Origin of the sequence: Parafrankia elaeagni (assembly GCF_000374165.1) — a bacterium.
Lineage (GTDB): Bacteria > Actinomycetota > Actinomycetes > Frankiales > Frankiaceae > Parafrankia > Parafrankia elaeagni.
In genome coordinates, this window is record NZ_KB893742.1 from 23,406 (window position 1) to 40,062 (window position 16,657).

A 16,657-nucleotide genomic window follows, 5' to 3' on the forward strand; every position below is an offset into this window, starting at 1 on the left:
GGCGCTCAGGTGGTCGCGCCGAGGGCGGTGGCCTCGGCGCCGGCCGCCGCCACCGGGCCGGAGGGGGCCACCGGGCCGGAGGAGGTCACCGGGCCGGGAGACCCCGAGGCGGCGTCCAGCAGATCCCGCAGCTTGCCCGCGTCCGCACCGCCGGCCCTGATCAGCTGCATGAGCAGCGCCGACACGGTGAGATTCTGGACGTCCGCGGTGCCCATCGAGCCGAGCGCGCGGGACACGTCCGCGGTGAAACTCGACGACCCGTCCAGCCACCCCCCGGCCAGCGTCCCCGCCACGTCGGAGTGCTCGACGAAACCGTCCACGGCCTTGCCCAGGGTGATCGAGCCCAGCAGCCGGTCGAAGAACATGCTGTCGCCGCCGACGATGTCGATGTCCGCGTTCTCCAGCCCGGCCGCCAGCACTCCGGCCTGGGCCTCGGCGACGCGGCGCTGGACCTCGAGACCGGCGAGCCGGATCTCCCGCTCGACCTCCAGCCGCAGCCGGTACTCCTCGTGCACCCGGCTCGCGTCGTCCAGGGCCGCCATCGCGGCCGCCTTCTCGGTGAGGCCTTCGGCTTCGCCGCGGAGCTTCTCCCGCACCGCGGTCGCGGCCGCGAGCGCCTTCTCCCGGTCCACCACGGCCTCGGCGCGGCCGACCTTCTCGATCGCCTCCGCGCCCCGCTCCCGTACCGCGACCTCGGCGAGGCCCGTGGCAGCCGCCTCCGCCTGCAGGCCCTCGGCCAGCCGGATCTTCGCGCGGGCGTCGAGCTCGGCGGTCCGCTGCCGGGCCTCGGCGAGGACCAGCGCCTCCCGAGCCCTGTGCTCGGCGGCCTGCTCGGCGGCCTCGGCGGCCTTGATGTCCTTCACGAGGCTCTCCTGCGCCTGTGCCTCGGCCTGGATCACCAGTGTCCGGCGGGCCCGCTCGGCCGCCTCGACCGCCCGCAGGCCTTTGATGTTCTCCTCCTGCTCGGCGACCGTCTTCTCCACCGCGATCCGGTCACGGACCACCTCGGCGACCGACCGCCGTTCCGTCTCCAGCTCCTTGTCCTTGGCGGCGCGGGACAGTTCGGTCTCCCGCTCACGTGCGATGACCTCGAGCAGGCGGTCCTTCTCGATCCGCTCCGTCTCGATGGCGATGACCCGCTCCCGGTTCTTCTCGGCCACGGCGATCTCACGAGCGCGGTTCTCCTGCTGGACCCCCAGCAGCTCGTCGGTACGCAGGTGCGCCGAGGCGGACCGCAGCCGCTCCTCCGCCTGGACGCGAGCGGTCTCCGCCTCCTCCCGCGCCCGCATCGTCTCGATCTCGCGCTGCTGTCTGTTCTCTGCGTCGGCCCGCCGCCGCTCGAGTTCGAGGATCGCCTCCCGCGCGTCGACGTTCTGGCGGGTGATCTCCTTCTCCTCGTGCCGCTGGTACTCGTTGGTCCGCACATGCTCGATCGCGGTGAGCTCGGTGATCTTGCGGATGCCCTGGGCGTCGAGGATGTTGGCCGGGTCGAGCTGGCCCATCGGCGTCTGCTCGAGGAAGTCGATGGCGGCGTCCTCCAGGCTGTAGCCGTTCAGGTCGGTGCCGATGACCTGGACGATCTGGTCGCGGAACTCCTCCCGCTTCGTGTAGAGGTCGACGAAGTCCAGCTGCTTGCCGACGGTCTTCAACGCCTCGGAGAACTTGGCGTTGAACAGTTCCTGCAACGTCGCCTGATCGCTGGCCCGCGCCGTCCCGATCGCCTGGGCCACCTTGATGACGTCCTCGATCGTCTTGTTGACCCGCACGAAGAACGTGATGCGGATGTCCGCGCGGATGTTGTCCCGGCAGATCAGACCCTCGCGACCGGCCCGCTGGATCTCTATGGTCTTCACCGAGATATCCATGGTCTCGGCCCTGTGAATCACAGGTAACACAGTCGCCCCGGTGAACGTGACATCCACCCTCCTGACCTTCGAGACAATGAGCGCCTGCCCTTGTTCGACCTTCCGGAAGAGGCGACTGACGACGAACATCAGCCCGATCATGACGAGAATTATGACGGCGAAGAGCACGCCGACGCCGACGCCGACTGCATTCATTGTTTTTCCTCGTGTCAGAGGGTCGCGGAATCACCGCGGCCGAGTTCCCAGGTCGCGTCCAGCGGTGCGACCCAGAAGAACTCGCCCTCGGCGTCATACGCGTAGATCACCGCGGAGCTGCCGGCCCGCATCGGGCCGACACCCGGATGTCGGACGCCCGGATGTCGGACCTGAATGAGTGCGGACGAGCCATCGGAGGCGACGACCTCCGCCTGGCCGAAATCGGGCCCGACCCGGCCGGTGCGGATCACACAGGTGCTGCCGACGAAGTCAACGCGCGACGGCGGTACCCCGGCAGCGAAAATCCTGCGCAGCGGGAGGATCAGCAGACGTGTGCCGAGCCAGGCGACAAGAAGTGCCGCCGGGAGCACCACCACGGAGAGAACGACCCGCAACGACGCGCCCGGGCCTGTGTGATCGAGAAGAATCCCGCCCCCGATGCTGGCGAACCAGGCCAGCGCGAGCAGGACGGAGAACGCGACGGTGACAGGCACCCCGCCGAGCCCGGCAGCCGCCAGAAACCCCGCGAACCCACCACCCTCGACACTGCCCTGACCGGCGGCCTCGATGTCACCGTGAAGGTCGCCGTGGACGTCGAGAACGTCCGCGCTGATTCCGCCGAACAGCACCGCCACCCAGTACCCGACAACGACCAGCAGCGCGAAGCTGAACAGGGCGGCCGGAAAGCCGAGCGCGGCGCCGAGAAACTCACCCATCGGTCCGCCGGCCCCTCCCGACCGGGCGACCGCCGGGATGGGCGTCGCTCGGACCAGGGGCAGGCGAGAAAGAGAAACCTCCGCCGACACACTCGGCGGGCCTTTCCGGTCGCACGGGACGGCGTGCCTGCACGGCGGCAGACAATGCGGCCCCGGCCACGGTGGAGAGCACCATGACAGGAAGCTCCGATCGTCACTTTGATCACAATCTGTGACCGCCGACCAGACTTCCCGGCACTCCGAGACGGACCGTACCGTACCCCGCCGCCCATTGCCACCGTTTTGCCACGAGTGGCGAGCGCGACGGTCGCGGCCCAGCACGGCGTCATACCCGCCGCCCTTCGTGGTGCCGCCGCGGCTGGGACCCCCGAGGTACCTGCCGAGGACGCACCGGGCGAACATTCCCCGAACCGGCGGACGGGCTCGGGGGACCCACGACATCGTGGACGCCAACCGGTCCGGTCTCGTGATCGTCGGCCACAACCTCGTCCCGGCTCGACTCCCAAGGAGCGTCATGTCCCAGCCCGAATCCCTGTCCTCCGAGCCTGCCCTCCCCGAGTCCACGGTCGCGCAGATCGAGCAGGCGAACGCCTCGGGCCGCACGCCCGTGGTGTTCATCCACGGGCTGTGGCTGCTGCCGAGCAGCTGGGACCGCTGGGCCGCCCTGTTCCTCGAGGAGGGCTACGCGCCGGTGCTCCCCGGCTGGCCGGACGACCCGGAGACGGTCGAGGAGGCCAAGGCGCACCCGGAGGTGTTCGCCAACAAGACCATCGGCCAGGTCGCCGACCACTTCGCGGCGGTGATCAGCGGGCTGACGAAGAAGCCGGCGGTGATCGGGCACTCGTTCGGCGGGCTCCTGACGAACATCATCGCCGGGCGCGGCCTCGCCGCCGCCTCCGTGGCGATCTCCCCCGCCCCGTTCCGGGGGGTGCTGCCGCTGCCGATCTCGGCGCTGCGCGCCGCCGCCCCGGTACTGGGCAATCCCGCCAACCGGCACCGCGCGGTGCCGCTCACCTTCGAGCAGTTCCACTACGCCTTCGCGAACGCCGTCAGCGAGGAGGAGGCGAAGGAGCTGTACGAGACCTACGCCGTTCCCGCCCCGGGCGCGCCGCTGTTCCAGGCGGCGGCCGCCAACATCAACCCGTGGACGGAGGCGAAGGTCGACACCGACAACCCCGACCGCGGCCCCCTGCTGATCATCAGCGGCGAGCGTGACCACACGGTACCGAAGGCGATCTCGTCGGCCGTCTACCGCCAGCAGAAGGACAACCCGGGGGTCACGGAGTTCGTGGAGATTCCCGGTCGCGGACACGCGATCACCATCGACAACGGCTGGCGGGAGGTCGCCCAGACCTCGCTGGCGTTCGTCCGCCGCTTCGCCTGACCCTGGCGTCGGCCCGGGTCAGAGGGCACGCCTGCTGGTTCAGGTGCCGATCACTCCCGCAGCCTCGTCGAAGATCGCGTATGCCTCGGTGCCGGTCAGCACGCCGTTGTAGGTCAGGAACACGACCAGCATCAGAATCGTCTGGTAGAGCGAGATCGACCCGGCGGGCAGCGGTGCCCAGCCGGCCGCCGTCGAGTACGACCCGGCCAGGTCGGTGTCCGTGAGGTTCAGCATCACGTCGCCGATCCGGGTTCCGCTGCCGGCCGTGCCGATCGGGGAGCCGATCCGCACGGCCGCCGCCGCCCCGCCTCCACCGAGGCCGACCGTCACGCCCATGGTGTCGTTGAAGATGCGGTAGGGCTGGTCGCCGGTCAGTCTGCCCTTCGCCGCCAGTCTGGCGACCAGGCGCAGCAGCACCGGCAGGCCGGCCCGGGTCGGGTCGATCGCGACCCAGCCGGTGCGGCCGGTCGGCACACCCGGGTGGAACCTGCGGTCGACGTCGGCGAGTGGCACGTCGGGAACGGTGGCGCCGAACCCGCCGGCCGGGGCGGCCCCGCCCGGCAGCGTGCGGCAGCTGTCCCCGGGCGGCGAGCCGAGACACATGACCAGCAGCCCACCGCCCTTGCCCGGGTCCCCACCGCGGACCTGGTTCGCGAGGATCCGGGTGCAGTCGTCGGCGGAGAGCACCCCGTTCGCCCGCAGCGCGACGATCAGCAGCCCGAGCGCGCTCATCCCGGCGGGCTCCCCGTGCGGGCTGGCGACCCAGCCGGTGCGGTTCGGCGTGCGGGTCGGGTAATAGCCCTGGTCGAGCTGGGCGCGGGTCTGCTTGCCCTGGTACTCGCCGAAGTCCCCACCGTACCCGCCGTCCCCGCACCCACCGCCCGGAGCCGTTCCGAGGCACATCGTGTGGAAGACGCCGGTGGGCACGGCCACGGAGGATGACCAGGGGCCAGGGTTCTCGGCCTTCGCCCGCACCCGCAGCAGGTAGCTGACGCCGCTGGTCAGCGGTGGGGTGCGCCACCCGAACGCGGCGCTGGGACCGCTGGTGGCGACGTCCTGCACCGCCCGCCCGGCGAGGTCGGTGATCTGGACGTCGTAGCCGGTGGCGCCGGTGACGGCGGTCCAGGTCGCGCTGATGTTGGAGGGGTCGTCCAGGGTGGTCAGGCCGGTCGGCGCGGCGAGCGGGGTGATCGTGGCCCGCACCTCGTCCGAGCTGATGCTGCCGGCGCGCGCGACGAGGGTGACCGGGTACTGCTGGCCGAGCGTCAGCGGGCCACCGGAGAGCACGGCGGTGGTCGTCGGCGCGGAGACCGTCGCCGAGGCCAGCACCGCCCCGCCCGGGGCGAGCAGACACAGGTCGTAGGCGGCGGCGTCACGAGCCGCGCCCCAGGTGGCCCGCACCGACGACCCCTCGACGGACAGCGTCAGGCCGGTCGGGTCGTCGTGGACGGTGACCTGTGCCGGGGTGCTCCAGTCGCTCCAGAACGTGTTGTACAGCCAGCTCCGGACCTTCGCGGTCCAGACCCGGTAGCCGGGCATGCCCGACACGTCGAACTGGGTTCTCGGATCCGGCGAGACGCCGTCCGTCGGCCGCATCTCCCGTCCGGTCCCGTTGCCCGGCGCGTGTTCCAGGCTCACCTTGTAGCCGCCGCCGGGCGCCCCGGTCGGGGTCCACGACATCGTCACCTGCCCGGCCGCGTATCGGATCGCGGTGATCGTCGGCACGTCGAGGTACGCCGTGCCGTACCGGTCGCCCCACGGCCCCACCTGCCCCGGATGGACCGTGCGGACCCGTACGTCGTAGAAGTCGCCCAGGGCCAGCGCGGCGCCGTCGGACCGGCGCAGCGTGACACTGCCGCCGGTGACGCCGGTCGCGGTGGCCGCCAGGGTGTTGCGCAGGGTGAAGTAGATCTCCACGTCGTAGGAGCGCCCGCCCGCGCCGTCCGGGTCGGTGGTGTCGGTGTGCGGCGTCCAGCTCACCACGAAGGCGTTGTTCACGAACGTGAGGTTGAGGCCGCTCGGGGCGACCGGCGGTGCGGCCACGACCAGATCGGCCCGGTCGCTCCGGGGGCCGACGACGCTGCCGGCGGCCGTGCTGACCGTGGCCCGCACCCGGACGCCGTACCGCTGTCCGGCGGTGACCGCGGCGCCGTCGGACCGGCTCAGGGCGGTGCCGTCGGGGTCGGTGCCGCCCGCCGTCCCGACGGCCGTCCCGACGGCCGTCCCGACGATGGTGCCGGGGTCGGTCGCGCTGGTGGCCTGGTACAGCTCCACCTCGTACGTCGGCGCCGGGGTCAGGCCGGTCAGCGGGGTCCAGCGAGCGGTCAGGGTGTCGACGAGCCGGACCAGGCGCACGTCGGCGGGAGCCGGGACGACGGGCACGTCGAGGTCGGTGCGGGTGCTCCACGGCCCGGTCGTGCGGCCGGTGGTGCGCCCGGCCTCGTCGGTGACCGTCACCCGGGCCCGCACCCGCACCCCGTATCGCGCCCCGGCCCCGACCGGCTCGCCGTCGGTCCGGGTGAGCCCGGTACCGGCCGGGTTCGCGTCGGCGGCGAGGCCGATCACCTCTCCGGGGTCGGCGGTTCCGGTCGTCCGGCGCAGTTCGACCTCGTAGGACGGCGCCGGGGCCACGCCGGTCAGTGGGGTCCAGCGGGCGGTCAGCGCACCGTCGGCGTAGCTGAGCGCGGTGCCGGTCGGGGCGGTGAGGTCGGCGATCGCCAGGTCGGTGCGCTCGTTCCACGGGCCGACGGTCCGGCCGCCGGTGTCGGCGATACTCCCCCGCACCCGCACGCCGTACCGCTGGCCCGGCGTGATCGCCGCCCCGTCGGCCCGGGTGAGCGCGGTCCCCGCCGGATCCGCCGCGGTGACCGTGCCGACCACCGCGCCCGGGTCGGCGGGCCCGGTCGCGAGCACCAGCTCCAGGTCGTAGGCGAGCGGGCCGGCGGTGGGCGACGCCCACCCGCCGTCCGGCGGCGTCCAGCTCGCGGACAGCGCGCCCGCGTCGTAGCTGACCACGGTTCCACCGCAGGTGGGGACGTCCGCCACGGGGAGGTCGGCCCGCGCGCTCCAGGGGCCCAGGGTGCGCCCGGCCGAGGCGAGGTCGATCGCCCGCACCCGGACGCCGTAGACCTGGGCCGGCTCGATGTACCCGAGGTCGCTCCTGGTCAGGGGCGTTCCCGTGGGATCGCCGCCGACGATCCCGCCGACCACCGTGCCGGGGTCGGTACCGCTGCCGATCACCCGCAGTTCGACCTCGTAGACCGGCGCCGGTGTGCGGGCTGCCAGCGGCGTCCAGGTGACGGCCAGGGCGCGGCGGCCGTTCGCGTCCGTGGCACAGACGAGGAACGGGTCGGTGGGCACGGCCAGGTCGACGACGGCCAGATCGACGCGATCGCTCCAGGCCCCGGCGGTGCGTCCGGCGGGGTCTGCGGGGTCTGCGGCGATCGCCCGGACCCGCACGCCGTAGTAGCCGCCCGCGCGCAGCGGCGCGCCGTCATCCCGGGTGAGCACGGTGCCGGTCGGGTCTGGGCCGGTCGGGTTCGGGCCGGTCGGGTTCGGGCCGGTCGGGTTCGGGCCGGTGCCGTCGGTCGCGGTGAGGGTGCCGACGGTGCCGACCACGGTGCCGGGGTCGGCCGGGCCAGTGGCCGCGACGAGCTGTACCTGGTAGGTCAGTGTGTGGTCGCGGTCGAGCACCGGCGCCCAGGTGGCGGTGAGGGAGCTGTCGTCGGCGTCGAAGACCAGGCCGGCGCCGGTGGGCGTCCCGACGCGGGCGACCTGCAGGTCGGTGCGGTCGGACCAGGGGCCGATGGTTCGCCCGACGACCGGCCCGGTGTTCGCCCGCACCCGCACCCCGTACCGCTCGCCGGCGCTGATCGGCAGCCCGTCGGCGCGGGTCAGCGTGATGCCGGCCGGGTCCGTGCCGGTGACCGTGCCGACCGCGGTGCCCGGGTCCGCGGCGTCGGCGGCGAGCACCAGTTCGGCGTCGTAGCGGGCGGCCAGGTCGTCACCGAGCGGCGTCCAGGTCACGGTGATCGCGCCGTCCACGCAGATCAGGTCGAGCCCGGTCGGCGCCGGCAGGTCGGCGACCACGAGTTCGGCCCTCGCCCACGGGCTGGTCCGGTTGGCGGTGACCGCGCGCACCGACGCCGTCCAGGTGTCGGCCGGAGTGACCGGGCCGGCCGGGGTCCGCCGGGCGGTGGTGGTCGCGTCGTCGGTCGCCCAGCTCTCGGGTTCCGCGCCGTCCCGGCCGAGCCGCAGCTCGTAGTGGCTCGCGCCCTGCACCGCCTGCCAGAACAGGGTGAACTGGCCGTCGTCGAGAGTGAGGGCGGTCAGTTCGGGTGCGCCGAGGGAGAGGATCTCGAGCGTCACCGGGACGGCCGGCAGCGAGGGCAGCGTCCTGGCGTCACCGACCGCGCCGACCCGGGCCGTGTAGGAGCCGGCGGCCGGGTCGGCGACCGGGACCGTCACCCACATCGACCCGGCCGGTGGCACCGGGCCCCCGGTGACCGCGGGTGACGGGGTGCCCGCGGCAATGGTGGTGTCGACCAGCGGCGTGCCGTCCGGGGCGAGCAGGCGCACCTGGTAGGAGACCGCGCCGTCGACGATCGGCCAGCTCGCGGTGAGCACGTTGTCGCCCCAGGTCAGGGTGGTGACCGGCGCGGGCAGCCGGAGAGCGGTCAGCTCGCCCCGCTCCCCGGTCTGGTCTCCGCGCCGGCCGCGGACCCGCGCGCGGTAGGTGCCGGCGGCCAGGGTGGCCAGGTCCGCCGGGAAGGCGGCGCTGATGCTCTGGCCGGCGTCCTTCGTCGCCAGCAGCACCGGGGTCGCCAGCAGCACCTCGCCGGGCCCCCACAGCTCGACGGTGTACGCCTCGGCGTACTTCGCACCGCCCCAGGCGACGTTGATCGCCCCCGCCACCGGTGTGCCGTACGCCAGCAACGTGACGGCCGGACGGCGCGGTGTGGTGTCGGTCGGGTCGGGGTCGGTGTCGTCGTCGTCCCCGCTGGCGAGCGCGTCGATGATCACCACGATCAGGGCGGCGAGCAGCAGGGCGCCGCCGAGCAGGAGCGCGGCGTCGCTGGCGAGGAACGCCGCCGCCGCGTCGCAGGCGAACGCGATCAGACCGTCGACGAGCCCGTTGCAGGCCATCTCCAGAGCGATCTGGACGGCGGTCGGCCCGAACAGCATCACCAGGAAGATCACGGTGTCGACCGGGTGGGTGAGCAGATCGAGCAGGACGTCCCGCCCGCCCGCCGCGACGCCCGCGGCCAGGACCTCGGGCAGGTCGTCCCAGGTCGTGGTCGCCGGCACCCGGATCCGCATCGTCGGCAGGTCCTGGGTGACCCACGGGTCGTCCTCGCCGCCGAAGGCCAGCGCGTAGCTGCCGCGCAGGCTGAAGACCAGCGTCGTGCCCTCCGCGGCGACCGACGGCGTGATCGTGAAGATCGGGTGGCAGGCGGCCGCGACGGCCGTGCGCGCGATGACGCCGCAGGCGGAGTGCGGGGTGTTGAGCAGGTTGCGCAGCTCCTGGACGAAGTCGATGAGTCTGCGGGCCCAGTCGAACTGCGGCCAGTCGTCGATCTGGAACTCGCTGTCCCGGGACGGGTGCGTGAGGTAGGTGAAGCCGCAGTGCAGCCGGCCGAACGGCTCGAGCGGCTCGGCTGCCTCGAGCCGGCCGCTGAACCGGGAGCCGCCGTCGGTGCCCGCGCGCACCGCCACGTCGACCGTGCCGAACGCGGAGCCGAGGAAGTTCACCCCGGTCGACAGCGCGAAGCTGGAAGTGTCCGCGACGGTGAAGCCGAGCTGCGGGCCGCTGGTGTAGGGCCCGGCCGGCAGCGCCCGCCGCTTGCTCGCCAGCGTGACGAAGAGCAGGTCGACCGGGCTGTCGAGCTGGAACGCCGCGGCCACGGTGGTGAACTCGCGAGTTGTCTGGTCCCGGCCGATGTTCACGATGCCGTGCAGGTCGAGCGTGGTGACGAGGGTGAGCCGGACGCGGGCGTCGACGGTGAACCCGTCCTGGTACCGGTAGCCGTCGACGACGGCCAGCGCGCCAGCCGGGTCGGCGTCCTGGTCGTAGTAGGTGATCCGGCTGCCGTTCCGGAACGTGATCTCGATGAAGTCGCTCGGCCAGTCCGAGCCCGAGCCGGTGACGCACTGGGCGAGGAACGCGCCGATCGCGAAGTCGCGGTCCAGCAGCAGCTCGAACAGCACCGGCGTGCCGTTCACCAGCGCGAGCCGGGCGCCGACCGAGGGCCGCTGGTCGGTCTGGTCCGGCGCGGGCGCCGGGCCGAGCAGCACGTGCCCGCGCAGCGCCGCCGCGCTGCTGGCCGGCGTCGCCGGGGTCGCGCCGCTGGCCGGCACGGCCCAGGTCAGCCGCACGTCCAGGCCGAGGCCGGACAGCACGATCCCCGGGATGCCGAAGGGGCGGTCGATCTCCTGCGCGGTCTGGGTGACGGTGCTGGTCAGACCGGTGTCGTCGACCGACAGCGCCACGTCGAAACCCGGGGCCGTGTCGAAGACGGCGGTCAGGTCGATCCGCCCGGCCAGTTCGAACAGGTTCGCCCTGGCCGGGCGGTAGCTCAGGTGGATCCCGTCGTACCCGTCCCGCGCGGTCAGCGTGATCGCCTGCAGCAGCGTCAGGTCGGGCAGGTCCGCGGTGTAGACGGTGCGGTCCGGGTCGGCCGCGTCGATCAGCGCGGTCAGCCGCACGCTCGCGAGACCGCCCCGGTCACCGATCTCGAGCAGGCGGGAGAACAGGCTCACCGCGTCGAAGTCGAGCCGCGCCGTCAGGTACGCCCCGGCCCGCAGCGCGAGCGCGTCCCCGGTGAGGCCGGCCAGCGGGGCGGTGGCGTCCGGGTCGGCGAGCTTCAGCAGCGCGGCGCTGTCGGTGGCCAGGGCGCCGAGGCTGCCCCCGGCGGTCGGGTCGGCGGCGGTCGGCGCCCGCAGGTCGCAGATGACCAGGCGGGCGTCGACCACCCGCAGGTGGTCGTCGACCACCGACAGGGCGGGCAGCAGCGCGCCCATCCGGAAGTCCGCGCCGAGCGCGACCGCCACCGCGTAGTTCCACGGCCGGGGATCCGTGCCGGTTCCTGTGCCAGTGCCGGTGCCAGTGCCGGAACCGGAACCGGGACCGGTGCCGGTGTTCGGTGGCTGCGGTGCCCGGGCGACGTAGAGCAGTCCGTCCAGCAGGCTCTGCCCGGCCACCGACACGGTGCCGTGCAGCAGGAACCGCGAGCCGGTCACGTCCAGGTAGACCTCGGCCGAGCCGAAGACCGGCGGGGCCAGCGCCGCGGGCACGAGGTCGTCCCACCGCGAGCCCGTGCCCGCGTCCGCGTCGACGAGCGTGTCGGCGACCTCGTCGACGGCCAGGCCGTCGAGGTCGGCGGTGGCGACCGCGCCGGTGAGCACGGTCGGGGTGTCCTGGGTACCGATCGTCAGCCCGACGGCGGCCCGCAGGCCGCCGATCTCGAGCCGTCCGAGCAGCCGGGCGACCAGCGGCCTGCCGGTGGCCGCGATGTCCAGGGAGGCGGCCAGCGAGCGGACGGCGACGTGCGCGCCCAGCACGTCGAACTGCCAGTCGAAGCCCAGCTCGCCGTCGGCGTGGAAGGTGCCGTCGTAGGGCACCAGCCGGACGTCGGCCGAGCGCAGTGTGACCGAGCTCGGCAGCGCGCGGGACACCGCGTCGGCCGGCAGCGCCAGGGCGGCGTTGTTCGCGAGGCTCTGGGCGGCCGGCACCAGGTCGATGGTCAGGCCGTCGAGCAGCGCGCCGGTGAACACCCACGCCGAACCGTCACTCGGCCGGGTGGCGGCGACCCCGATGCCGATCCCGCCGATCGTGACCACACCGGCCACGGTGCCGGTGACCGTACCGGTGCCGACCGGCTGCGGGACGGTCAGCGACGCCCGCAGGTCGGTGAGCGCGAACCGGCCCGGGATGATCGTCCAGACGTCCGGGACGTCGACGGTGAAGGAGACCCGGTCGAGCGCTCCGCCAGTGCCGCCGAAGCGCAGCGCGACGGCGGACAGGTCGATCCCCCTGCTCAGCGGCAGCGCGGTCGGCAGCGCGGACCGGCTCGCCGCCGGCGAGAACCAACTCGCCAGGGCGCTGAGCGCCGGCAGGTGCAGGGGGTTGTCCTCGGCCGCGGACAGCGTCCAGATGCCGTCCGGGTCGTTCTTCACCGCCTCGACGTCGATCGGCTGCCCGGCGACCTGGATCACGCCGGTGATCTCCCCCCAGACGCCGACCGGGTCGGTGGACGGGGTGAACCCGAACGCGGCGTCGACGTCGGTGACCGCCAGCACGCCGTCGACGACCGTCCAGGTGCCGGACTGGTCGAACGCGAACGCCAGATCCAGCACCCGGCCGGTGGCGACCTCGACCCGCAGTGAGAACAGCGTGACGTCCAGCCCGCCGAGCGTCGAGATGCCCACCGGCAGCCGCAGCGGCCGGCTCGGGAGCAGGTCGAGCAGCTGCCCGATCGTCGGGATCCGCGCTCCGCCGCCGACCAGGCTGAGCTCGGCTACCCCGGTGGTCAGCGGCAGTGGCAGGGTCACCTCGAAGGTCGCCGACCCGCTGCCGACGGCCAGCGTCACGTCCCCGCGCAGAACCCCGGTGACAGTCCAGCCGGCCGGGGCCGGGGCCGGAGGCGCGGGCGGCACCGGAGGCGCGGGCGGCGGGGCGCTCGCGAGGGTCACGTCGCAGCCCCAGCCGGCGAGGCTGACCACCCCGCCGGGCAGCACCCACGGCACGGTCTGGTCGATGACGAAGCGCACCGACCGCACCGCGACGGCGACCGGGTCGACCGCGACGATGACCTGGGACAGGCGCACCGCGCTCACCGCGGTGACCAGCGCGTCGGGCAGCAGCGCGAGCACCCCGGCCCCGCTCTGACCGGCCAGGCCGGCCAGCGCGTCGAGGGTGGGTGCGGCCGCGCCGCCGCCGGTCGCACTCGGGTCGGTGGCGACGGTGACGTACCACAGGCCGTCGGTGGCCAGCGTGACCGTGACCGCGACCTCGACCCCGAGTGTGACCAGCGCGCCGACGCGCACCTCGGCGGCGAGGTACGGCGTGCCGGTCGGCCCGGCGGTGGCGACCAGGATCAGGCCGAGCCGCGGCTGGCGCAGTGCCACGCCCGGCGCGGCCGTCCACTCGTCGTCGCAGCCCAGGGTCAGCACGGTGCGGGTGGACGCCGGCCCGGTCCTGGCCACGTCCACCTCGAAGCCCAGCACCTGGGCGCCGGCGAGGCCGAGCAGCGCGGCGGGCAGTGCGACCGGCAGCAGGTCGGTGACCCCGGCGGCGGCCAGCACCCCCGCCAGGTCCGTGCGGACCAGCGCCGGGTCGACCGCGACCAGCGCGGCGCCCGGCCGGTGCGGGGTCGGCAGCCCGATCTCGACCGCCACCGGGTCGTCGTCGAGCTCGATCGTCCCGAGCAGGGTGGCGTAGGTGGCCAGCGCACCGGTGGCGCCGAGGGCGTCGTCCCAGCCGCAGCCGAGGACGAGCTGCCGGCCGGTCACCGCGAGGTCGGGCTGACCGACCCGGCTCAGCGCGAGGCCGGGCACCGTGACGTCACTCGTCCAGGCGAACCGCGGGCGCTCGCCGTCCTCGCCGTCGAACGAGACCGGGCCGCCGACCAGGACATCCGTCCGGTCGTCGTCGTCGATGTCGTCGCTCGGCCCGTACGGGTTGTCGGGCAGCAGGTCGGCCCGCACGCCCAGGGTGACCCGCAGGTTGAGACCGGGTTGCAGCGCCGGCCCCGCGTCGTCCGCGGCCTGCTCCCACGTGCTGGCCAGGACCCGCACGCCGCGCGGGCGCAGATCGTCGAGGTCGGTGCCGAGCAGCGGCGTGAGGACGTCACCGAGATCCCAGCCGGGAAGTGTGCCGGTGGCCCAGGTCGCCTGCAGCAGCGTGTCCTGCGACACCGCGAACTCGACGGTGACCGGCACGTCCTCCGCGCCGTCCGCAGCTCCGCCGCCGCCCGTGCCGTCGCCGCCCCCGCCCGTACCACCGTCACCGAACAGCCGGGCGGTGCCGGCCAGGGTCAGCCGGGTGCCGTCGTCGCTCAGGGCCGGGCCCGGGTCGTCCGGCGTGGTGCTGACCGCCACCGGGACGGCCGGCGCGGACTCCGTGCCGAGCGTGGCATCGACGACGGAGCCCAGCAGGTCGCGGACCCGCCCGGCGTTCTCGGGCAGGTCGTCGGGCAGCGTCGTCGCGTCGAGGGTGTAGGCCAGCCCGACCGGGGTGCCGGCCGTGTCGGTCACCGCGGTCCGGGCGGCGACCAGTCTGTCCCGCAGCGCCGTCAGGATCGCGGTGACCGAGCGCAGGACCACGGCCAGCCGCTCGCTCCACGGCCCGTACGACTCGCCGGCCCGCGCCCGGACCCGCACCTGGTAGGGCGTGTCGAGGGCGAGGACGTCGTCCGGGGCGAGCGTGAGCTCGGTCTGGTCGGTCTCGACGACCCGCAGCACCGCCGTGCCGTCGCCGTCGCCGTCGCCGTCGCCGTTGCCGTCGCCGTCGCTGTCTCGGTCGCGGATCTCGACGAGGTAGCCGGTCGCGTCCGGCACCGCGGCCCAGGACAGCACCACGCCGTCGATCACCGGCCGGCTGACCGGGTCCGGGGTGGCCAGGTCCACCGCGGTGACGGCGCACGGCTCGCTCGCCGGCCCGAGCACCGTGACGGTGACCGAGTAGATCGCGCCGGCCGTGACGGTCAACGTCTCGGCCGGCACGGCGTACGGCCGGGTCACGTCGGCGGCGAACACGGTCAGCCCGGTCGTGGTCGTGGTCGTGGTCGTGGTGCCGTCGCCGTGGTCGCCGGTGATCTCGATCTGGTAGCGGTACGCGGCCGCGACCGGCTCCCAGTCGAGCAGCAGCGCGCCGCCCTCGTAGCGGACGGCGACGACCGGCCGGATCACCAGCGCGTCCTCGCTCGGGACGGGAGGTGGTGGTGTGCTCATTCGGGATCCACTTCCGAGTCGAGGTCCATCTCCGAGTCGAGGTCCTCGCCGCTGTCGATGTCCCGGTGGTTCGCGTCGACGAACGGAACCGGCTCGCCGGCCTCGGCGCCGAACGCGTCGCGGCGCAGTGCGGCGCCGGTGAAGTTGCTGGTGTCGATCCGCAGGTCGGCGAACCGGTCCCCCAGCCCGTCGAGGTAGGCGGCGTACAGCACGGCCAGGTCGATGTCGCGGGTCGCCTCCGGCTCGCGCAGCGCCGCCAGTTCGAGGACGTCCAGGTCCGGGTCGAAGCGGTAGAGCGCCGACCAGGTGAAGCCACCCAGCAGCGACATCCGGTCGCCCAGCTGCCCGTCCGCGCTGTCGTCGTCGCCGCGGCGCCCACGCTTGCGGTTGCGCATCCCGACCACGAACGTCCAGTAGCGCAGCTCGCAGCGCAGCCGCGTGGCGTCGTTGACCAGCACCGGTTCGCCGCCCGGGTCGGCGCGGCCGCGCATCGGCACGTCCGGTGGTGGCTCGATGTCCGTCAGCTGGCCGGTGCCCGCCAGGTAGGTGCCGATCCGGTCCAGCACCGCCATCCCCGAGCTCCGGGTGACCTCGTCCAGGTCGTACGCGTTGAGCAGGTGCGCGGTGACCTGGCCGGCGGCCGGCACGTCCTCGCGGACGCACAGCGTCTCGGGGAAGCCGTCGTCGGCCGGCAGTGTCAGCAGGACGTACGGGCCGACGAGCTGCGCGATGATCTCGTCGTTCCCGACCCCCGCGAGCGGCGGACCGCTGTCCGGCGGCGCGTCGTCCAGGCGGGCCGTGCGCAGCCGGTCGAGCACCAGCCGGTAGCCCTCGGTCTGACGGAGCGCGACAGCCCCCGGGTTCAGCACCAGCAGGACGTTGTCGTCGGACAGCACCGCCTCGACGTCGGCGACGGAGATCGTCCCCGTGGCCACCTCGGCCACGATCGAGGCCACCGCCGAGCGCTGCGCATCGGGCAGGTTCGCGACCGGCCGGCTGGGCGGGGCCCAGAGCGAGCCGTTCACCCGCGACGCGCGGAAGAAGTCGTCCGTGGTGCGCAGCGTGCCGTCGCTCAGCACGCCGTTGAAGGCGTAGAACGGCGGGAACGACCCCATGCCCCGTGCCCGCGCGTCGGCCGGGCCCATGAAGTCCAGGAACCGGTACTCCCCGTCGACGTAGGGCCACCGGTCACCGATCCGGCCGCCGAACACGTCCGGCGGGATCGGCGTCCCCGCGTAGGTGAGCTGCGCCGCCTGCACGTAGCCGAGGTGGTCCAGGGCGCGGCCGGCCTGGTTCTCGGCGGCGAACCGGCCGTCGCGGTCAGGCTGGTAGTAGGAGCGCACGACCACGGGCTCGCTGAACCGCTGGTCGAACCCGACCACGTGCGGCCCGACCTCGAAGTAGCGCTGCCCGAGCGGCGCGCGCACCGTCTGGTCCCCGGCGACACCGGTGACGTCGTACCACCCGTCGACCGGGTCCTGGATCCGCAGGGGCATCGCCTTCACACATCCTCGGGTGTCGGTGGGGCTGGCCGGGCGGCGGCGCGG

At 73.8% G+C, this 16,657-nt stretch carries 5 protein-coding genes; 1 reads left to right on the forward strand and 4 read right to left on the reverse strand.

Annotated features, from left to right (window positions below):
• Positions 1-5: 5 nt before the first annotated feature.
• Together B207_RS0121865 and B207_RS0121870 are read right to left on the reverse strand one after the other, a co-directional pair.
• Positions 6-2,060, reverse strand: coding sequence for an SPFH domain-containing protein (locus B207_RS0121865; RefSeq protein ID WP_018638732.1), 2,055 nt, complete (start codon positions 2,058-2,060; stop codon positions 6-8).
• 14 nt (positions 2,061-2,074) lie between these two features.
• Entirely contained in the window at positions 2,075-2,776 is a 702-nt protein-coding gene (locus tag B207_RS0121870; RefSeq protein ID WP_018638733.1) for a hypothetical protein, read from the reverse strand.
• A gap of 514 nt (positions 2,777-3,290) precedes the next feature.
• On the opposite strand from B207_RS0121870, the gene B207_RS0121875 reads away from it, so the two are divergent.
• Positions 3,291-4,160 (forward strand): alpha/beta hydrolase, encoded by an 870-nt coding sequence (locus B207_RS0121875; protein WP_018638734.1) that lies wholly within the window; start codon positions 3,291-3,293, stop codon positions 4,158-4,160.
• A gap of 39 nt (positions 4,161-4,199) precedes the next feature.
• On the opposite strand, the gene B207_RS0121880 is transcribed toward B207_RS0121875, so the two are convergent.
• On the reverse strand, positions 4,200-15,110 hold the full coding sequence (locus B207_RS0121880) for a fibronectin type III domain-containing protein (RefSeq protein WP_020607775.1): 10,911 nt from the start codon (positions 15,108-15,110) through the stop codon (positions 4,200-4,202).
• Complete coding sequence (locus B207_RS0121885; RefSeq protein ID WP_154675533.1) at positions 15,107-16,606, reverse strand: hypothetical protein; 1,500 nt, start codon at positions 16,604-16,606, stop codon at positions 15,107-15,109. Before B207_RS0121885 ends, B207_RS0121880 begins: the two co-directional genes overlap by 4 nt.
• Between the last annotated feature and the right edge of the window lie 51 nt (positions 16,607-16,657).